This is a genomic window from Nostoc sp. FACHB-190 (genome assembly GCF_014696905.1).
In the GTDB taxonomy this organism is placed as follows: domain Bacteria; phylum Cyanobacteriota; class Cyanobacteriia; order Cyanobacteriales; family Nostocaceae; genus Nostoc_B.
On the sequence record NZ_JACJQW010000018.1, the window covers coordinates 1 to 19130 of the forward strand.

Annotated in this window: 18 protein-coding genes and 1 tRNA gene; 10 read left to right on the top strand and 9 right to left on the bottom strand. The window is 41.3% G+C overall.

Annotated features, from left to right (window positions below):
• The first annotated feature begins 324 nt into the window (after nucleotides 1-324).
• Nucleotides 325-1182: a DUF2207 domain-containing protein gene (locus tag H6G28_RS19265; RefSeq protein ID WP_190673241.1), complete on the top strand. Its 858-nt coding sequence runs from the start codon at nucleotides 325-327 to the stop codon at nucleotides 1180-1182.
• 7 nt (nucleotides 1183-1189) lie between these two features.
• On the opposite strand, the gene H6G28_RS19270 is transcribed toward H6G28_RS19265, so the two are convergent.
• Nucleotides 1190-2365 carry an ATP-binding protein gene (locus tag H6G28_RS19270; protein WP_190595272.1) on the bottom strand — a complete coding sequence of 392 codons (1176 nt, stop codon included), beginning with the start codon at nucleotides 2363-2365 and terminating at the stop codon, nucleotides 1190-1192.
• A 243-nt stretch (nucleotides 2366-2608) separates the two neighbouring features.
• Nucleotides 2609-3157 carry a peroxiredoxin-like family protein gene (locus H6G28_RS19275; RefSeq protein WP_190673244.1) on the bottom strand — a complete coding sequence of 183 codons (549 nt, stop codon included), beginning with the start codon at nucleotides 3155-3157 and terminating at the stop codon, nucleotides 2609-2611.
• A gap of 639 nt (nucleotides 3158-3796) precedes the next feature.
• Between H6G28_RS19275 and H6G28_RS19280 the strand changes: the two genes are divergently transcribed.
• A complete protein-coding gene (locus H6G28_RS19280; protein ID WP_190595274.1) occupies nucleotides 3797-4585 on the top strand; it encodes an HAD family hydrolase in 789 nt (262 codons plus the stop codon).
• A 51-nt stretch (nucleotides 4586-4636) separates the two neighbouring features.
• Here H6G28_RS19280 and H6G28_RS19285 read toward each other — a convergent pair whose 3' ends face one another.
• Complete coding sequence (locus H6G28_RS19285; RefSeq protein ID WP_190673246.1) at nucleotides 4637-5827, bottom strand: RNA-guided endonuclease InsQ/TnpB family protein; 1191 nt, start codon at nucleotides 5825-5827, stop codon at nucleotides 4637-4639.
• Between the two features lie 153 nt (nucleotides 5828-5980).
• Here H6G28_RS19285 and H6G28_RS19290 point away from each other — a divergent pair, with 153 nt between their 5' ends.
• The 3 genes from H6G28_RS19290 (at nucleotide 5981) to H6G28_RS19300 (ending at nucleotide 8774) form a co-directional block, all read left to right on the top strand.
• A complete protein-coding gene (locus tag H6G28_RS19290; RefSeq protein WP_190673249.1) occupies nucleotides 5981-7285 on the top strand; it encodes a DNA double-strand break repair nuclease NurA in 1305 nt (434 codons plus the stop codon).
• Between the two features lie 90 nt (nucleotides 7286-7375).
• A complete protein-coding gene (locus H6G28_RS19295) occupies nucleotides 7376-8314 on the top strand; it encodes a hypothetical protein (protein WP_190673252.1) in 939 nt (312 codons plus the stop codon).
• Between the two features lie 169 nt (nucleotides 8315-8483).
• Entirely contained in the window at nucleotides 8484-8774 is a 291-nt protein-coding gene (locus H6G28_RS19300; RefSeq protein WP_190595008.1) for a helix-turn-helix domain-containing protein, read from the top strand.
• A 142-nt stretch (nucleotides 8775-8916) separates the two neighbouring features.
• On the opposite strand, the gene H6G28_RS19305 is transcribed toward H6G28_RS19300, so the two are convergent.
• Nucleotides 8917-9582 carry a hypothetical protein gene (locus H6G28_RS19305; RefSeq protein ID WP_206758262.1) on the bottom strand — a complete coding sequence of 222 codons (666 nt, stop codon included), beginning with the start codon at nucleotides 9580-9582 and terminating at the stop codon, nucleotides 8917-8919.
• 229 nt (nucleotides 9583-9811) lie between these two features.
• Between H6G28_RS19305 and H6G28_RS19310 the strand changes: the two genes are divergently transcribed.
• From H6G28_RS19310 to H6G28_RS19330, 5 genes are all read left to right on the top strand, one after another.
• On the top strand, nucleotides 9812-10795 hold the full coding sequence (locus tag H6G28_RS19310) for an alpha-ketoacid dehydrogenase subunit beta (RefSeq protein WP_190595010.1): 984 nt from the start codon (nucleotides 9812-9814) through the stop codon (nucleotides 10793-10795).
• Nucleotides 10796-10973: 178 nt separating this feature from the next.
• Nucleotides 10974-12398: a protein translocase subunit SecD gene (secD, locus tag H6G28_RS19315; RefSeq protein ID WP_190595011.1), complete on the top strand. Its 1425-nt coding sequence runs from the start codon at nucleotides 10974-10976 to the stop codon at nucleotides 12396-12398.
• Complete coding sequence (secF, locus tag H6G28_RS19320; protein WP_190673257.1) at nucleotides 12395-13381, top strand: protein translocase subunit SecF; 987 nt, start codon at nucleotides 12395-12397, stop codon at nucleotides 13379-13381. Before secD ends, secF begins: the two co-directional genes overlap by 4 nt.
• Nucleotides 13382-13543: 162 nt before the next feature.
• Nucleotides 13544-13936 (top strand): hypothetical protein, encoded by a 393-nt coding sequence (locus tag H6G28_RS19325; protein WP_190673261.1) that lies wholly within the window; start codon nucleotides 13544-13546, stop codon nucleotides 13934-13936.
• A gap of 122 nt (nucleotides 13937-14058) precedes the next feature.
• The gene (locus H6G28_RS19330) at nucleotides 14059-14520 is read left to right on the top strand and encodes a GNAT family N-acetyltransferase (RefSeq protein WP_190673264.1); all 462 of its coding nucleotides are present in this window, start codon (nucleotides 14059-14061) and stop codon (nucleotides 14518-14520) included.
• 164 nt (nucleotides 14521-14684) lie between these two features.
• On the opposite strand, the gene H6G28_RS19335 is transcribed toward H6G28_RS19330, so the two are convergent.
• The 5 genes from H6G28_RS19335 to H6G28_RS19355 all read right to left on the bottom strand — a co-directional run bounded on the left by H6G28_RS19335 (nucleotide 14685) and on the right by H6G28_RS19355 (nucleotide 18943).
• On the bottom strand, nucleotides 14685-15584 hold the full coding sequence (locus H6G28_RS19335; protein WP_190595015.1) for an ATP-binding protein: 900 nt from the start codon (nucleotides 15582-15584) through the stop codon (nucleotides 14685-14687).
• A gap of 36 nt (nucleotides 15585-15620) precedes the next feature.
• The gene (locus H6G28_RS19340; RefSeq protein WP_190673268.1) at nucleotides 15621-16208 is read right to left on the bottom strand and encodes an L-threonylcarbamoyladenylate synthase; all 588 of its coding nucleotides are present in this window, start codon (nucleotides 16206-16208) and stop codon (nucleotides 15621-15623) included.
• Nucleotides 16209-16330: 122 nt separating this feature from the next.
• Entirely contained in the window at nucleotides 16331-17254 is a 924-nt protein-coding gene (gene prmC / locus H6G28_RS19345; protein ID WP_190673271.1) for a peptide chain release factor N(5)-glutamine methyltransferase, read from the bottom strand.
• Nucleotides 17255-17257: 3 nt separating this feature from the next.
• A complete protein-coding gene (locus H6G28_RS19350) occupies nucleotides 17258-18073 on the bottom strand; it encodes a Tic22 family protein (RefSeq protein ID WP_190595018.1) in 816 nt (271 codons plus the stop codon).
• 796 nt (nucleotides 18074-18869) lie between these two features.
• Nucleotides 18870-18943 (bottom strand) — tRNA-Pro (locus H6G28_RS19355).
• Nucleotides 18944-19130: the final 187 nt, after the last annotated feature.

Here is a 19130-nt window from a genome sequence, read left to right on the forward strand (position 1 = left end):
TTGTTCTTTGATGCCGATGGTACAGGCGCGATCGCCAGAATCCAATTTGCTACACTCAGTGCTGGATTGTCTTTAACCAATGCAGATATTTTCGTTAATACTTAAGGATTTTTAATCACTATATGATTCCTACTTGATTTTTGGACAAATATAGGAATCATATTTGATTTTTGAACGAGGGTGATAGGCGATCGTACTTCCATATTCCCCAATGGTAGGGGCGTACGGTCGTACTTAGATTTTTTCTCCAAATCAAATCGGATTCCTATAGATTGACCATACTAGCAAGCAATTTGGAATAATTTATTCTTGGGATTTCTGAATATGTGGACTAAACGCATCCAAAGATTGTGTCTATTTTGTCTTGGTCTATTTCTGATTCTAGTACTTTCGATTAATCATGCCGCAGCACAATCACCGCCATTCTATTGGGAATTTATGAATGTTAATATTGCCGTCCAAACTAACGGCGATATGTTAATTACTGAAACGCAAAAATATACATTTACGGGAGACTATAAAAATCAACGTTACCGCTATATTCCTATTGATAAATTAGACAAAATTACCGAAGTTTCCGTATCAGAAAACGGTAAATTATTACCTACCGCAACAGGAGTTAAAAACAATCAACTTTGGATTCGTTGGGAACATCAACTCAACCCGCCTGAAAGTCATACTTTTGTTTTGAAATACCGTGTTATTGGCGGATTACACGTAAATGACAATAATGCAAAAGTATACTGGAAAGCTATCTTTGCTGATCGTCAAGCCTCTATCAAACAAGCAAAAGTAACCGTAGAGCTTCCTGAACAATTCGCTGCTAGTATCAAAGATTTTCAGAGCTATGGAGTATCCGCAGATATCCGTCAAGTGAATACAAAAATCATTGAGTTTGTTGCTCAAGAAGCAATTGAACCAAAAAATGAGTTGGAAGTTCAGGTGACATTTGATCGCACAGGTACTAATGTAACGACTCCTCAATGGCAAAATTCACAGTTTCTGCCTAATTATAGTGGATTTTGGTGGCTTTTCTGGTTATTTTTCCTTGTTATCTTCTTGTTCAGTAGCTCTAATAATCGTTCTAGAGGTGGCGGTGGTGTCAGTGCCAGTAGCCACAGCATCTCTCATGGTGGCGGTGGCGGTGGTGGCGGTGGTGGCGGCGGTGGTGGTGGCGGTTGAGTCAGGTTCACTCATTAAACAAACGTCGCACGCATTTGAGAATCACGAGTTGTAAAAAAAATCGCTCCTTATTCCCATCTTTGATAGTTTCTACCAATCCTCTGCGTTTTAATGATAAGAGTGCCTTTAAAATATCTCCATTGGTCGCATCACTGGCTAGGTTTAATAGTATTTCTTCACGGGTGAATCCTTGGATGTTTGTAGTCAAAAACTTAATCAGGATTTTTTCAACAGGAGAAATATACTTTAACCATTCGCTCACAAGTGGCTCAAATTCTCCAGCGACTATGGTTCCACAGGCTAAAAATTCTCCTACATCCCCAGCAAATAATTCGTGAATGAAATTAGCTGCCATATTCAAAAATAAAGGATTACCACCATATTGATTTACTAGTGCAACCCACTGTTGAGCATTAAAGGTAAGTCTATGATGTTGCAAAAGCTCAATTGCACCTTCCATGAGTCCGCCGAGAGGGAAAATAACTGCACCAGCAGCACTTAAAATATTTAATCCTTCGGGTTGCTCTCGACTAGTCAAAATTACACAACTATTATGAGTAGTTTGCACTACCGTGCGGAGAAATTCGGCTCCTAAAGGATACTGTCCAGCACGGAGAATCTCATCCCAACCATCAAAAACCATCAATGTTTGGGATTCTAACGCTTTAGGTGTATGGGTTGATAGTGATGTGAGATGAACCGAAAACCAGAGAGTTTGCTTAAACTGTGGCTGCAAAGCTGCTGCTAGTTTTGTGGCTATAGCGGTTTTACCAATACCACCAATTCCAGTAATCACCAACAGACGTGTTCCGCCCTCAACGGACTTGATTAGTGTCGCCAATTCGTAATCTCGCCCAAAAAACAAGGGAATGTCGGGTATTTGAGTGGTGCTAGATAAAGGTGATTTGAAAGGGCGATCAATTAATTCTTGCCAATTTAAACCCAAAACTTGACAGAATGCCTTGAACACTGAGGCATCAATTCCATCGCCCCTAAGAAATCGCTTCCATGTTGGTAAAGATACCCCTGCTACAAATACTTCTGCATTTTCCCAACTAAATTCAGGTTCGAGAATTTGACTTACTGCTTCTAACCAACGTGGGTCGTCAATTGTCCAAGCTTTTTCTTTACGCGCTTGTTTAACAATTTCGACTCCAGTCACTGAGAGTTTGAGGCTAGGCATTTAACGATTTAAAATTTTAAGTTATGAAACTTATTGATGCCAGGCATCCTAGCTGTTAGTTAATGATGTGCGAAATTCTTGTAGCTTCATTTTAGCTGATCAGTCTTGCGGTGAATACTCATCAATGAAGTTATCATCATCAATACGAAGAAACACCGAGTGATTGAGTAGAGTAAGGGATAGACCAACTGTCTACCCTCACTCCAGATCACCAACAAAATTAACGGTAATCGATTCTAAAAATTATGCCCACTCAGTTCCACGGAAAGGGTAGTTTCTGGGAATGATGTACTCTAGTCCTTGAAGTAGGAAACCAAAATCGACACGCGAGAAAGGATGAGTACCAATATTGGCAAAGTATAGACGATTATCGGGCTTGATTAAAAATACAGCCGGTTCGCTGAATAAGGCTGGTTCACTTTCAAAATGACCTTTGGTCAGATACAGTCCCCAACGGCGCATTTCATCGGGGGTGAAGTCATAGCCAATGGTGATATTTTGGATGTTAGCTTGTTGTTGAAATTGTTGTGCTTTTTCTAGAGAATCACCACTGATAGCGATCGCTTCTACACCTAGTTTTTGGAAATCATCGAGTTTCTGCTCTAAATCACTAATATACTGTTGACAAATGGGACAATGTAACCCTCGATAAAATACAACCATTGTGTAGTTTTTCGGGGTTTGGTCAGCTAGTTTCCAGATAGTTCCATTTAAGGTTTTGACTTCCAAAATAGGAGCCAGATTTCCCATCAGCAGCTTTGGTGAGGTTGTTTTCTCAGATTGGGTAATCATGATTTTGTTTCCAATTTAATAGTTATATCTCGCGCTTGTTGGTTTTGTACTGTGCTGAATCCGGGTATTAATTTACATCACATAAGAGCGCAGAAACGCAAATAAAAAATTAAATAAGCTTTTTTTAATTTCTTTGTTTAAAGATATTCAGATAATTGTAAAAATTAATAAAATGAATAATTAACTGCAAATTGAAGCAGTCTGAGACGCTTCAATGAATTGGTACAGGATATATAGGAATCCGGTTTGATTTCTGAATTTATTTGTGTGGTGCGCGTTCGCAAAGCGTCTCGCAGAGAAGCGCAGCGCAAGCGCGATAGGTAGGGAATAGGGAATGGGGAGTCGGCAGTAGGAAAGAAGACTGATCTGAGTGTACTGATTTTTTCAGAAATCAAATATCAGTCCTATAGACATAAAAAAAACTTATGCAATAACCAGATTGGTTGAGATAAATTATTAGATTGATTAATCAATAACAAAACTCTAGAGAAATTTTCCTTTCAGCCAGTTAAAAATAAATAATTAAAGGTATATGAAGCTATTTTGAAAAAAATATAAATTGCAAAAAACTAGCAAAAATTACTACCAATTTTTAATTTTTCAGGTAAGCTGACAAAAGCAGTTTTCATCCTCAAAACAATGACCGCAAGTAGTCCTACAATTTTGGCCTTAGACTTTGACGGAGTAATTTGCGACGGACTAATTGAATATTTTGAGGTCGCATGGTTAACCTACTGTAAACTTTGGTTGCCAGATAATGATACACCTCCCGATGACTTGGCTTTGAGATTTTACCGTCTCAGACCAGTGATTGAAACAGGTTGGGAAATGCCTGTTTTAATTAAAGCTTTGCTGGCGGGAATGTCCGATGAGGAGATTCTTCAGGAATGGACAACAATTACGCCACAAATTTTATTGAAAGATAACTTGCAGGCTAGAGAAATCAGTGCAAAACTAGATTACCTGCGGGATGAATGGATTGCTACAGATTTAGACGGCTGGCTAAGTCTGCACAGATTTTATCCGGGTGTGATTGAAAAAATCAAATTGACTCTGGATAGTCATGTACAGTTATTCATTGTGACTACGAAAGAGGGACGCTTTGTGCAGCAATTGTTGCAACAGGAAGGAGTGAATTTACCTCCGGCAGCAATTTTTGGCAAAGAAGTGAAGCGTCCGAAATATGAAATTCTGCGAGAATTAATTCAGGCAGCTAATCAACAGCCGGTGAGTTTATGGTTTGTGGAAGACCGAATTAAGACTTTGCAGTTAGTTCAACAGCAAGCTGATTTGGAGGATGTGAAACTTTTTCTGGCTGACTGGGGCTACAATACCCAACCAGAAAGAAAAGCAGCGCAAGATGACGAGCAAATTCAGTTAATATCTCTGTCACAGTTTACCAAAAACTTCTCTGATTGGTTGTCATAAATTTGTAGAGACTTGACACTCCCCGGCGTGAACGCACGGGGATTCTTGGATCTAAGACATAACTTGCTCATACAGGCTTTCACCAACAAGAGTAGAGGTTGCATCTCCCCAAGCGTTGCTTGCGTCTAGCGCAAAGGTTCCGGTATGCCCTACCGTACCCAATCCTCGACTAAGGATGATCCTGGCTGCGTTTTCATCCCTATCCATCACAAAACCACATTTACAAACGTGTGTCCTAGTGGATAGTGTTTTCTTCACAATTTCACCACAGCTAGAGCATTCTTGGCTTGTGTATTGCGGATTAACCGCAACCGTGACACGTTTAAATACTTTACCAAAATACTCAACCCAGACACGAAACTGATACCAAGATGCGTCATTAATAGACTTAGCTAGACAATGATTTTTCACCATATTTTTAATCCTCAAATCTTCGTAGGCTATCAAGTCGTTGGACTGAACTACGCACCGTGCTAATTTCACCGCATGGTCTTTACGTTGCCTACTTATTTTGAGGTGGCGTTTACCTAAAATCTGCCTAGCTTTACCCCGATTTTTTGAGCCTTTTACCTTTCTAGAAACACGGCGTTGTGAACGTTTGAGAACTTTCTCGCCTTTACGCAAAAATTTAGGGTTCTCAACTACCAACCCGTCAGAATCGGTGTAGTACTCTTTTAATCCAACATCTAAGCCCACTGTTTTACCAGTTGCTTCTATGTTTTCACAACGGTTTGCATCAACACAAAATTGAACATATACACCATCTGCTCGTTTTACCAATCTCACCCGTTTGATTTGGTTGGGTTGGTAGAAATGCAAATCACGAGTCCCTTTGAGTTTTAGACGACCAATACCTTTTTTGTCAGTAAAGGTTATGGATTTGCGATTATCTGCAAGCTTCCATCCGGTAGATTTGTACTCAACCGAGCGACAATCTTTCTGGAATTGGGGAAAACCTTTCTTGCCAGAGATGCCCTTTTTACAGTTTTCATAAAACCTGGAGATCGATGACCACGCCCGTTCAGCACTAGCTTGACGAGCCATTGAATTGAGTTCATTTGCAAAAGAGAAATTAGCAGCAAGTACAGCGCAATATTTCTGCAAGTCATTTTTACTCGTGCCTTGAACATCCATCCATAGCCGAATACAGCTATTGCGGATGAATTTGGCAGTACGAATTGCATTATCTATTGCCGCTAATTGCGTTGATTTCCCATAAGCTTTGAATTCAAAAACTAGCATCGCTTCACCTCCTCTCTTATACTACAATGCTCGGTATAAGATTAATTGGAATACAATAAAAGTCGCCCTCGAAGTGCCAGGCTTTAGACCCAGTTTTTCGGTAAATTTTACGTCTCTATTTCATCAAATATTTTCTGGTTCAATTAAAAATATATGCTTGACCTGACAAAATTAGCGCGACAAATGCAAGGTTTAAGCCAGCATCTCTCTCAAGAAGCTGTTGCTGGTCGCCAGCGTTTAGAATTAGCGCAACAACATTTAATAAATGCTTACGAATGTCAGCAAGATTTAATTGAACGTCAAGAAAAATGGCGCGATCGCATTTTATTTGCTAATGCTACCCCAATTGAGCCATTAGAAACTCGCATTGATATTCCTATTCCACCGAAAGTACATACCGTTATCGCTACCGACGGTTCACAAATTGCCCCCAGCCACCACGAAATAGCCTATTGTTATCTCTTAAATATTGGCAGAGTCGTTTTACACTACGGTCAAAATCGTCATCCACTACTTGATAGTTTGCCAGAAGTATTTTACCGCCCTGAAGATTTATATGCGTCGCGTCAGTGGGGAATTAGAACAGAAGAATGGATGGGTTTTTGTCGGACTGCGAGTGAAGCAACGGTCTTAGCTGAATTAGCTTGTGCAGTGATGGAGGGGAGAGGGGGACAAGGTGGACAAGGTGGACAAGGGGGACAAGGCGGAAACTATGTTTCTTCTCCCTTGTCTCCCCCCTCTCCCTTGTCTCCCCCCTCTCCCTTGTCTCCCTCTTCACCCTCCCAAGACCGAATACCAGCCTTAGCAATGGTGGATGGTTCGTTAGTTTATTGGTTTTTAGAACAGTTACCGCTAGAAGCACGCGATCGCATTTTACCGCCGATTTTGCAAGCTTGGCAGCAGCTACGTGATGCAGGAATCCCGTTGATGGGTTATCTCAGCGCCTCTCGGAATGTGGAGGGAATTAACTTTTTACGGTTGATGGCTTGTCCCCATCCGGTTCCTGACTGTGTAAGTTATTGTCCCAACCAGTTAGAAAAAGTTCCTTGCAAAGTATTTGAACCTTTACGAGATACGTCTTTGTGGTCAACTCAACTCCAGCCAGGACAACGCGGCCCTTTATGGCGGAGTAATGCGCGAATTTTAGAGTTTTATGAAGGTCAAAACATTTATTTTTGTTATGTTCACGTAGGTACGGAAATTGCTCGTATTGAAGTCCCTGCTTGGGTTGTGGAAAATACAGCTATGTTTGATGAAGCCTTGGGATTGATGCTGGCGCAAGTTCAAAAAGGATATGGCTACCCAGTGGCGATCGCAGAAGCGCATAATCAAGCTGTAGTCAGAGGTGGAGATAAGGCGCGTTTCTTCGCCCTTTTAGAAAAGCAAATGATTAAAGCTGGCTTAAAAAATGTCGGTACTTCTTACAAAGAAGCCAGGAAACGCGGAAGTATCGCTTAAAAATTCAGACATATTAACCTGTAACTTATCACCTGCTATATCCTGCTATATATTGTTTGTCTTTGATTCGCTGATTTTGGTGAAAGTTCTATGTCACGAGGCAACCAAAACTCACAACCTTCTCCCCAAGAACCTTACTCCAGAAAGCCACCAATGTGGAAGGCGGCTATTATCGGAGTGTTGCGGGGGACAATTGGGGTTTTAGAAACAGCCGTGGTGAAATTAGAGGCTGAGTCATCTACAACAAATCCAACTTGGCAGCAGTTTCAGTTAGTCTGGAATGGGTTATTAGCTAAAATTCGCTCTTTATTACCAGCAAGTTTCTCTAGGAAGTTGTCGAACACAACTTTGACAGGAATTATTGCTGGAATTACTTTAGTTTTGGTGATTGGGACAACTTCTAGCTTATTTTCGAGTAAACCTACGGAAATTGCTACCATTCCGCCTGTTGAAGAAGTTCCTGCACCTACGCCTACGCCAACTGTTCCGCCAGAGTCTACAAGATCAGAACCTCAGCCGCCAGTAGAAGTTACGCCAACACCGGAACCGGAACCGGAAGTTACTCCTACACCAACACCAGAACCACAAGCAGAAGCTACACCAACACCAGAACCGGAACCGGAAGTTACTCCTACACCAGAACCAGAATCGGAGGTTACACCAACACCAGAACCAGAACCGACACCAGCAGTAGAATTAACACCAGAACAAATTTTGATTGCAGCAATTGAAAATCAAGTAGCAGAAATTAGCGATCGCTTTGCCTCTGGTCTGATAAAGTCGATTCAAGCCAATTTTCGCACTAGCAATCTCATTATTAAAATTAATGATGATTGGTACTCTCTTAAAGAATCTCAACAAAACAAACTGGCATCAGAAATATTACAGCGTTCTCAAGAACTCAATTTTAGTCATTTAGAAATTTTCGACTCTCAAGATAGATTAGTCGCCCGTAACCCCATTGTCGGTAACGAGATGATTATTTTTAAACGCCGCACCGCAAATTCTACTATTTCAATTCCTGGCTGACGTTCATTGTATATTTAAACTCTTTATATTATGAATGTTATACCTCGTTTGCTAGAGGATTGGCGATCGCTTATAAAATAAGATAGTTAATAAATTCTTTGCAATTGGCTTAAACGCCAATCGATTTAATAAATAAATTCAAAATTATTCTTAAAGGGAGCATGAAACTATGGATATGCAAGTCCTGAGAGAACGTGCTGGACTTAGCCGTGCAGAGGTGGCCTTCAGGCTTGCAATTAGTGAAACCAGTGTACGTAACTGGGAAGCTGGCCGCACTGAACCTACAATGACACCCAAAAAATATCTAGAGGCTATACGTCTATTTGGCTGTACACCAGAAGAATTAGCCTCCGCCAGTGAAAAATCCATCAATCAACGCCATAAACGTAAACCCGGTAGACCAAAGCGTTTTCCTGAAAATTCAGTAGCGCCAGTCCCAGATGCAACTGTTTGTGGTTAAAACAAAAAGTGTGAAGTATGAAGTGTGAAATGAAGAAACTTGTATAGTCAGGCTGAACTGTACTAGTTTTGGAAAATTACTCAGCGAGAAGTTGCGTGCGGGGGTTACCCCCGTTGAGCAAACTTCGGTGACTCAATACTTTTTACTCTAACGGTGGTAATGGTTTTGTTACCACCACTTTTCGCGTTAAAATATTTATTTCAGTCACGAAATTTTTTGCATCTGAGGTGTAAAAAACTAGGAAAGTGGATTCATTCGGTTGATGGGTTCCTAATACTTGGTCTACTTGGCGGATAACTTCAGTATAATTTTTGCCAGCAAAATCAGAAACAGCTATAGTTTTGCGATCGCTTGCTGTCAGACGTTTGTCACCATCGCTGTCAGCCGTTACCGCTTCATACCAAATTCCTTGCACGTTTTTGATAACATTTTCAGGAGGTGTTGATAAGCCTAATGTTTGATAGCGTACAAACAACGAGTTATTATTGGGAATTAACTTCCAAGCTGATTGATCACTGGTATTAAAAAATAAAAAATTCCGAATGCTGGCAGCTTCTTTTTCATAGTAAGACTGACGATAATTTTGTTGGGAACTGATCGTTGCCATTAGGTACGGTGTACCTTTAATCACTTCAAATGAACCCAAGTTAAATTGCACTTGAATATCAGAATCAGTTTCTAGATTAACTATGTCACCAACATGACGTTCTCGAAATAATTCTTGATAAATTCGATAAGCTGCATAGCCTAATATCGAGAAAGTCATCAAACCACAAAGTACAATAATTATTGCTCGAATCGTAGTCAAAAAATTCGGAAATCTAAATCTACTCATGTTCTGGATGATGCTGAATAACAGCAAGATACAACCGTAATTGTGACAAGTTATGTATATACTAAATAAACATTATTGAGTATTGAATTCAGTAGATTTACTAATATTTCAAAAACTCATCTCCAACTAGTGCGATCGCTCACCGTATTTGCTACGGCAGCGCGATAAGATTCTAAAACAACCGTCGTAACTAAAGGTTTAAATGGCAGAAACATTATTTTTCAACGCTCTGCGGGAAGCCATTGATGAAGAAATGGCGCGTGATTCCAGTGTATTTGTTCTGGGTGAAGACGTAGGACATTATGGCGGTTCCTATAAAGTCACCAAAGACTTGTACAAAAAGTATGGTGACTTGAGGGTTTTAGACACTCCCATCGCCGAAAATAGCTTTACTGGTATAGCAGTCGGGGCGGCCATGACTGGGTTGCGACCGATTATTGAAGGTATGAACATGGGCTTTCTGCTCCTCGCCTTCAACCAAATCTCCAATAACGCCGGGATGCTGCGCTATACTTCCGGCGGTAACTTTAAAATTCCAATGGTAATTCGCGGCCCCGGTGGTGTCGGTAGACAATTAGGCGCAGAACACTCCCAACGCCTAGAAGCTTACTTTCAAGCCGTACCAGGGTTAAAAATTGTGGCTTGTTCCACACCCTACAACGCCAAAGGCTTACTCAAATCCGCCATCCGCGACGATAACCCCGTACTGTTCTTTGAGCATGTACTTTTGTATAACTTAAAAGAAAATTTACCAGAAGAAGAATACCTCCTGCCCTTAGATAAAGCCGAGGTAGTGCGTCAAGGCAAAGATGTCACAATTCTGACTTACTCCCGGATGCGCCATCATGTCGTGCAAGCCGTCAAAGCTTTAGAAAAACAAGGTTACGACCCCGAAGTAATTGATTTAATATCACTCAAACCCTTGGATTTTGATACCATCGGTGCATCTATCCGCAAAACCCACCGCGTCATTGTCGTAGAAGAATGTATGCGGACTGGCGGTATCGGTGCAGAACTAACTGCTTCCATTAACGATCGCCTTTTTGACGAATTAGATGCACCAGTATTGCGTCTATCTTCCCAAGATATTCCCACACCATACAACGGCGCTCTAGAGCGTCTTACCATTGTTCAGCCAGAACAAATCGTTGAAGCTGTACAGAAAATGGTCGCCATGCGGGTTTAGGGAGTAGAAAGGCAAAAATCAAAAGGCAAAAGTCAAAAGAAATATAGTCTTTTACCTTTTGACTTTTGACCTTTGACTTGATTGATACCTACTCCCCACTCACCACTCCCCACTCCCCATCATTCATAAACTCCATCAAAGAACGCTATTATAGCGTTTGTCAGTTGCGAGTTATGGTATGCAAAGACAGCAGTCACTATTAGCTTTGATATTAGTTTTGGTAATCGCTGCGATCGCAGTAATTGCCACAATTCCGATACCTCTGGGGCTGGATTTACGCGGCGGTTCCCAGCTTACAATTCAAGTCAAACCCGCACCAGGGATGAAGGAAATCACCGAACGCGAATTAGCAGGCGTTCAGAAAGTCGTAGAAGGAAGAATTAACGGCCTTGGTGTTTCCGAACCAGTCATTCAAACCGTAGGTGCAGATAAAATTCTTGTCCAGTTACCAGGGGTAAATGATCCCGAACAAGCAGAAAGAGTTCTAGGCGGTACAGCACAATTAGAATTTCGTAAACAAAAACCTGGAACTGAAACCCAACTTTTTGCCTTTCAATCTTCACGCGCCGAACTGAAAGCCAAGCAGCAAGAATTACGCAACAGCACAGATAAAGCCGCAATTAACAAAAATCAAGAAGAATTACAAAAAAATAATCAAGCTATCCTGGAATTATTTGAAAGCACCGATCCTCCCCTTAATGGTAAATACCTGCAAGATGCCTACGGTGAACCGACTCAACAAGGTAACAATTGGAATGTTGCCATTCGCTTTGAGCAGAAGGGCGGTGAATTATTTGCTGAAATTACCAAAAATTTAGCAGGTACAGGCCGTAGTATTGGGATTTTCCTTGATAACGAACTGATCAGCGCCCCTGTAGTCGGGCCAGAATTTGCGGCTAATGGGATTACTGGTGGTGCAGCCGTCATTACAGGCCGCTTTACAGCCCAACAAGCCAATGATTTAGGCGTGCAACTGCGTGGTGGTGCGTTACCTGTACCCGTGGAAATTGCTGAAATCCGCACCGTTGGGGCAACCTTGGGTAAGGACAGTATTGTCAGCAGTATCTATGCTGGCAGTGGTGGTCTGCTTTTAGTATTAATATTTATGATTTTGTACTATAGACTACCAGGATTAATTGCGAATATTTCTCTGATTATCTACGCTATTCTGACTTGGGCTTGCTTTGCCTTGTTAGGTGTAACTCTGACATTGCCAGGTATTGCAGGTTTTATTCTGAGTATTGGTATGGCGGTGGATGCTAACGTGCTAATTTTTGAGCGCACCAGAGAAGAACTGCAAGCAGGTAAGTCATTGTATCGCTCTGTGGAATCTGGCTTTTACCGCGCTTTTTCGAGTATCTTAGACGGCAACGTCACAACAGTAATTGCTTGTGCAGCGTTATTCTGGCTAGGTGCTGGTTTGGTGAAAGGCTTTGCGCTCACCTTGGCTTTGGGCGTAGCAGTGAGTATGTTTACTGCGATTACCTGTAGTCGTACCTTTATGTTTTTAGCAATTTCGATTCCTGCACTGCGAAAACCAGAATTTTACTGTCCGAACCTGTCAGCATCAGGAGCATCTAATAAGACTGAGGTAGCGCAATGAAACTGAGTATTAACAAATCGCGATCGCTTTGGTGGACTATCTCTTGTGCAGTGATCCTCGCTGGTATCATCTCAATGGTGATTTCTTGGCAAAATCCAAATATTCGTGCGCCTCTACGTCCAAGTTTAGATTTTGTCGGCGGTACAAGACTACAGTTTGAACGAGATTGCAGCCAACCGAAAAACTGTGAACAGCCACTTGATATCAACGTTGTTCGGGAAGTCGCCAAAGAACAAGGGCTAGGTGATAGCAGTATCCAAATTGTTGCCGATCAAGAAACCAAAAAAGAAAACGGTATACTAATTCGGACAAAAAATTTAAATCGCGATCAGCGTACCCAGTTGCAAAATGCTCTCAGCGCCAAAGTTGGTGCTTTTGACGAGCAGAAAAACCAAATTGACACAGTTGGGCCTACCTTGGGAAGAGAGTTATTTACCTCTGGGATGATTGCTTTAGTGGTGTCCTTTGCTGGAATTATCGTCTACCTAGCTTTCCGATTCCAGTTAGATTATGCCGTCTTTGCGATTATTGCTTTGTTTCATGATGTGTTGATCACAGTAGGTATATTCTCAATTTTTGGTCTGGTTTTCGGAACAGAAGTAGATAGCCTTTTCATCGTTGCTTTGCTGACAATTACTGGGTTTTCAGTCAACGACACAGTGGTAATTTACGATCGCATTCGTGAAACCCTCAAAACCAATCCTAACCGCCCAATTGCCGAAATTGTTGATGATGCCGTCAATCAAACCCTAACTAGGTCTATCAACACCACCTTAACAACTTTATTGACCTTATTTGCCATCTTTCTGTTTGGGGGAGAGACCCTAAAAAACTTTGCCTTAGCCTTAATTATTGGTTTCATCGCCGGGGCTTACTCCAGTATTTTTATTGCTAGTACTCTCCTAGCTTTGTGGCGGGAACGTACCGAGAAACCTAATCCAGTCACCAACAGCGAAGCATTTGACGCATCAGCAGATAGTTAGTCAATTATTAGGGATTTTCGATTAACTTGCTGAAATGTTGTTTATACTGCTTCCACATTTCTCAAACCAAGACTCAAATTCAAAAACTACCCAAAATCTCGCATTTAAAATCAAAAATTGCTAACACTATTTGCATCAACGTCCGCGTGACCTTTTCCTGCTATGGATCAATCAGAACAACCATCAATTAATGACCCATCTTTTGCTAAACAAGTTCAGAAACTACATCAGCTGACAGTGTATGGCAGATGGTTATTTGTGACATTTTTATGGCTGTTGATTGCACCTGTGAGTCTGTGGAATTTACGCTCAGAAATTGCCCTGTGGCAACAATACTTTACCTGGGTAGCAGTGCGATATGGACTCATCTATCATCCCCTGTCTACCTTGGGTTTAAGTTTTTGTATTGCCATGACCATTTCTGTTTTAGTTTGGCAAAGCCGTAATATTTTAATGGGACTACCACAGCCAGAAAAAGAACGCCTAGAAAAACAAGTTTGTCGCATCCGCCAGCAAGGGCCTAGTCATCCTCTGTGGAAGTTCATTTGTGAGTAAGTCTGAGAATGGTTAAATAAATTTGTATATGGTTGCATTTCACTATGCCTATGGAGAAATTTTCTGCACAATATGACTAAATAAAAGCAAACATACTTATTGGTGCAATTGAGTTGCTACACATGAACCATCCTCAGATTAAATTTAGCGATCGCCATTCTGACATCGACCTTTACCAACTCCAAGAATTATTTAATCTTGCAGCTTTTTGGGCAAAAGGACGTAGTATTGAGGATTTAAACATCGCTGTTACCAACAGCGAGCCAGTAATTTCTTTATGGGATGATACAAAACTCGTTGGCTTTGCTAGAGCAACTTCTGATGGTATCTATCGCGCCACAATCTGGGATGTAGTCATTCACCCAGACTACCAAGGCACTGGGCTAGGTAGCAAATTAATCACAACAGTTTTGAACCATCCCCGAATGAAATTGGTAGAGCGAGTATATTTAATGACCACTCACCAACAAGGATTCTATACAAAAATGGGTTTTATACCCAACAGCAGCACAACTATGGTGCTACATAACCAATCCAAACAGCTAAATTCCCTTTCCGCAGCAGAATTACAGTTTCAGGAATAGGGGTTAGAGACTAGTACAACAAGGCAAAAGGCAAAAGTCAAAAGTCAAAAAGCTCATAACACAAGCTTTTCACTAACTTGAAATGGTATCTTTATTTCCACCGATCTGTACTAGAGGCTTTTTACTCAGCACTCAGTACTCAGCACTCAGCACTCAGCACTTTTTCAAGCTACAGGAATGGTAATTTGTACCCTAGTTAGTGAATCAGTTGATTCTGGACTTGTTAAATGGGGAAGCATTTCTAGTTTTGCTCCCATAACTTCTAATAGTGTTTGATTGAGTAATAATTTCATTCCTGGAGAAAGATTGACCTTCTCATCTTTAGTTTGAGAAGGCTCATTATTATGTTTCATTAAATCTATCGGCTCACTTTCAGGTAAAGCATGGGCGGGAATATCTAAATAGATATGAGCCATATTAGTATGATCTGAAACTGTGGCGGAAACCCAAATACTACCCTCTTGCATTTGAGTAATTGCAGTGTCTACTAAATTAACTAAAATTTGGCGTAACCAGCGATGATCTGCCAACACATGAACTTCTGGATCTATGGGTGACATCTGCAACAAAAAATTCCGATTCGCCGCCAGCATATAAGTTAAGTCTTTAACTTCTTGAAAAACTGTGTCTAAACATCGGGGCTGAATATCTAATTTATTTGTACCGTATTCGGTTCGAGAAACGCTGAGAATTTCATCCATCAAATGCAGCAATTTCAGAGCCTTTTCGTGAGCTTGGGCGATAAATTCTCGTTCTTCTGCGGGATTTTCACATAAGTCTGACAAAATTAATTGATGCAAGCTAATCACACTATTGAGTGGCGATCGCAATTCATGGGTAGTACGTGCTAAAAAACCCGCTTTAAATTGACTCATCTCCTGCGCCATTTGATAAGCCAACTGCGTTTGTTTGATTTCTTGCCGCAGTTGTGACACAGTTTCTTGTGATTCTGATATTACGGGCGATATGTTAGGACTAGTGTTTGCTGACTTGGCAAATAACCAACGAAAACCGATTCCTAAGATGAGTCCGACTCCGAGATATGCCCAGTTGCTCCAATTCATAAATATGGCAATTATTAACTTTAATGGATTTTCTGATCAATCCAGCGTGATGCTTCCTTGACGCAAAATTTGCCAGTTTTCTCCTGTCCACTTAGCAACAGTGGAAGGTACACCAACCCCAGAAATTTCCTCAATAAGTCCTTTCGTCTCTAAGGTTAACGCATCAGGAAATTGCCTCGTAATTTCTGCCATCGTTTGTAAAGGTGGCTGTCCAGAAAAGTTGGCACTGGTTGTTGCTAAAGGGCCTGTTTTTGCCAAAATAGAACGGGCGATCGCACTATTTGGGACTCGAATACCAACTGTAGTTGGGTCAGTCGGGTTCATTTCTTTGGGCAAGCGATCGCTCGCTGGCAATACTAACGTTAACCCTCCCGGCCAATATTTATTTACTACTTGTTGCCAAATTTCATATTCATGTTCGCCACCCTTGACATAAGGCCATAAATCCTCAGCCTTAGCACCCATCAAAATCAAAGGTTTATCCTGACTGCGCTGCTTGGCGGCAAAAATTAAGGCAGCTTTCTCTGGCAAAGTCGCCAGTGCTGGTACAGTATCAGTCGGAAAACTCACTAAACAGCCAGCCTGTGCGCCTGCAATCAAATCTTCTAGAGCAACTTGAGCCATATCTACCAATGTCAGAAGTTATGAATGAAAATACGTAATTTTTGTATTTTCACTCATAACTCCTGTCAAGGTGTAGGGATGTATATATCCAAAACCTTTCACCCCTATCTGTTACCTGTCACCTATCCCCTGTTCCCTATATACGCTAAAGCAAAACGTTCAACTCCTTCTAAATCAGAGTGGATTTGAATATCGCTATAGCTACCTTGATTTTGCAGAAGTTCTCGCACTGCACCCGCTTGTCCCGCCATCATTTCAATCAGCCACACGCCACCAGGGCGTAAATAACTGGGGGAGACTTCAATTAAATGACGAATATCATCTAAACCATCCGCACCACCATCTAATGCCAAATGTGGTTCATGCTGCTTGACTTCTGGTTCTAGGGTAGCCACCGTTTCCGTCGGGATATAGGGCGGATTAGAAACCATTCCACTGATTTGGCCTTTGAGAGTGGTTAATGGTTCCCACCAAGAACCCTGATAAAAATGAATCCGGTCGGCAAATCCCAAATTTTTGGCGTTGGTTTGGGCAATTTCTAAGGCGGCGTTGCTGTAATCAACTGCATGAATCGTAGCGTTTGGCAACCCATCCGCCAACCCAATAGCGATCGCACCACTCCCAGTCCCCAAGTCTACCCAATGCCCTTGATCCAATGACTTGACAACCTGATTTTGGGCGATCGCCGCTACGGCTAAATCAATGATGCACTCTGTCTCTGGTCGAGGAATTAACACCGCACTCGACACCGCCAGTTTAAAATTTCGCCAAGGTGTCACACCCGCGATGTACTGCACTGGTAAGCGATCGCGCAATCGTTTCTGCCAAAGCTGTTCTAAATCTCTCAAAGACATAGCGATGGTTACTTCCGCCCAGTCTTTGAAAGATTCTAAACGCAGGGACAAACGGTCTAAACCAGCGATTTCTTGCAGCAGCCAATCAACTTCTAATGGGGGTACAGCAGCAGCGATCGCAGCTTGAATTGCTTGCTTACGCCACTGCCAAAGTTGTAACCCAGAAACTACCTGTGGCTGTTGATCTGCCATGCTTTAACGTTTTGGCTTTGCAGGCTGGGCATTATTATTCCCACTGTTTCCCGAATTTTTGGGTAAAGTCCGAATATATTCTCTGGATTCTTGAGAAGGCACTAATACCACTTGCTTGAGCCAATCTTCGTTCTTATCTTGTAAAGTCTTGATTACGCCATCTATGTCTATAACCTGAATATCCGCCTTGGGATATTTTGGTTTGACTTGGTTTAACAAACCTTGAGCATCTTGCTTACTCACAAACAACGGTACGACTTGTTCTTTGTCGTTTGTCAGTTTAATGGGTACATAACCTTGATCTGGTGCAAAGCGAACCGCAAAAATCGGCACACTCCGAAACTGTTCGACTTTCTGACCGCTTTGGTTCAATAATTCTAATGCGCCTTTGACATCCTGATCTACTGGTTTAAAAGCAAATACCAAACGATTAGGTTGATTTTTGGTTTCTTGCAACTGCTGATAAATAATTCCCAACGGTACAGCTGTCACCTGGAGATTCTTGACAATTTCTGCCATTTTGGGGTCGTTAGCGTTGGTCGTCCGCAGTTGATTAATAAAAGCCTGCGCCTCTTGACGGCTGAGATAAACGCCTGTGACTGAACCACCCAGTTTTTTACCATCTTGATTTTCTGGTAAAGGACGACTCAAAGGTAATCCTTTATCATTGGTAATCAGATACACTGGTACTGAGTCTAGTTTTTCTTTGATTTGTTGTTCTGACAATGCCAGCACTGGGACATTACCGACAAAAACTGTGCCTAACAGAGTACTCCCGATTAAACCCAATGTTGCGCCCCAGCGAACTAATGCTTTCATGACTACTCCTCGCGTCAATGGTTTTTAATTAAAGTCAGACTAATTGGTTGGATTTGCACAGCACTAACTTGTTTTAGTTATATAGCAATCCATTGGAGATGTAAAAACGCCATAATGGCTGTTAAATGGTCACAATCAACTCGCAAAATGGGAGATTTCTAAATTCTTGAGAACTCCTACGCTATTTTTGTCGCAGTCAATTGTGCTGCAACCTGATTTTTTTATTTGGCTTTGCCTGATTCCTGCACAAGAATTATAGATGCCTATTATAGACTGCTCTCAAAAAATGAAAACTTTTGCTGACCGTTGAGATGATTAATGCCATTTTATTGTCTTTCTCAAAAACTAGTGACGCGATCGCAAAATAATTCGTTCCATTTATTTATTGCTTATATCATTGCTTAAATCAATACCTAGACTTACTCTCGGCTGATTTTACTATTCAAAATATAATTCCTCGACTTTTGACCAAACCAAAAAAACTAAATTATCGTTTTCTGTAGTATCTATAAGACTCATATTTGATTTGGGAAAAAAATCAGTACACCCAGATCAGGCTTCTTTCCTACTCCCTACTCCCCATTCCCTAATCCCTACCTACACAACTAGATTCAGGAATCAAACCGTATTCCTATACAATCTAATTGTTAAACTTAGTACACAATTCGACTGCCACAAAAATTTTCTACTTCAACGATAGTAAATTCTAATGACAACTTAAAAATATAAAGAAATATCCTATCTCTGGATAAATACATAGATAGGATATTCCCAAATTTAAAGTATTAAACTTCAGTCGGGATGACAGGATTTGAACCTGCGGCATCCTGCTCCCAAAGCAGGCGCGCTACCAAGCTGCGCTACATCCCGGATTTTTTAGTTGGGCGTGACTGACTTTGCCTTTCGCATTACCAGACATTTAACTTAACACACAACCTTTACCATCATAGCAGGCTTAACATCTATTTGCCAACCATTCACCTGAATTTATAGTCAAAGGTTATGTATTAAGACACTCTGAAAAAGTGCTATGTGGAAAGTGTTGAGTAAAAATACT

Excerpts from the sequence above, each read along its gene's own strand:
- secF (WP_190673257.1), top strand. The coding sequence starts at position 12,395 with ATGAAACTGAGTATTAACAAATCGCGATCGCTTTGGTGGACTATCTCT.
- prmC (WP_190673271.1), bottom strand. The coding sequence starts at position 17,254 with ATGGCAGATCAACAGCCACAGGTAGTTTCTGGGTTACAACTTTGGCAG.
- H6G28_RS19350 (WP_190595018.1), bottom strand. The coding sequence starts at position 18,073 with ATGAAAGCATTAGTTCGCTGGGGCGCAACATTGGGTTTAATCGGGAGT.
- H6G28_RS19275 (WP_190673244.1), bottom strand. The coding sequence starts at position 3,157 with ATGATTACCCAATCTGAGAAAACAACCTCACCAAAGCTGCTGATGGGA.
- H6G28_RS19335 (WP_190595015.1), bottom strand. The coding sequence starts at position 15,584 with ATGAATTGGAGCAACTGGGCATATCTCGGAGTCGGACTCATCTTAGGA.
- H6G28_RS19290 (WP_190673249.1), top strand. The coding sequence starts at position 5,981 with ATGCTTGACCTGACAAAATTAGCGCGACAAATGCAAGGTTTAAGCCAG.
- H6G28_RS19285 (WP_190673246.1), bottom strand. The coding sequence starts at position 5,827 with ATGCTAGTTTTTGAATTCAAAGCTTATGGGAAATCAACGCAATTAGCG.
- secD (WP_190595011.1), top strand. The coding sequence starts at position 10,974 with ATGCAAAGACAGCAGTCACTATTAGCTTTGATATTAGTTTTGGTAATC.
- H6G28_RS19310 (WP_190595010.1), top strand. The coding sequence starts at position 9,812 with ATGGCAGAAACATTATTTTTCAACGCTCTGCGGGAAGCCATTGATGAA.
- H6G28_RS19295 (WP_190673252.1), top strand. The coding sequence starts at position 7,376 with ATGTCACGAGGCAACCAAAACTCACAACCTTCTCCCCAAGAACCTTAC.
- H6G28_RS19325 (WP_190673261.1), top strand. The coding sequence starts at position 13,544 with ATGGATCAATCAGAACAACCATCAATTAATGACCCATCTTTTGCTAAA.
- H6G28_RS19340 (WP_190673268.1), bottom strand. The coding sequence starts at position 16,208 with ATGGCTCAAGTTGCTCTAGAAGATTTGATTGCAGGCGCACAGGCTGGC.
- H6G28_RS19265 (WP_190673241.1), top strand. The coding sequence starts at position 325 with ATGTGGACTAAACGCATCCAAAGATTGTGTCTATTTTGTCTTGGTCTA.
- H6G28_RS19270 (WP_190595272.1), bottom strand. The coding sequence starts at position 2,365 with ATGCCTAGCCTCAAACTCTCAGTGACTGGAGTCGAAATTGTTAAACAA.
- H6G28_RS19300 (WP_190595008.1), top strand. The coding sequence starts at position 8,484 with ATGGATATGCAAGTCCTGAGAGAACGTGCTGGACTTAGCCGTGCAGAG.
- H6G28_RS19330 (WP_190673264.1), top strand. The coding sequence starts at position 14,059 with ATGAACCATCCTCAGATTAAATTTAGCGATCGCCATTCTGACATCGAC.
- H6G28_RS19280 (WP_190595274.1), top strand. The coding sequence starts at position 3,797 with ATGACCGCAAGTAGTCCTACAATTTTGGCCTTAGACTTTGACGGAGTA.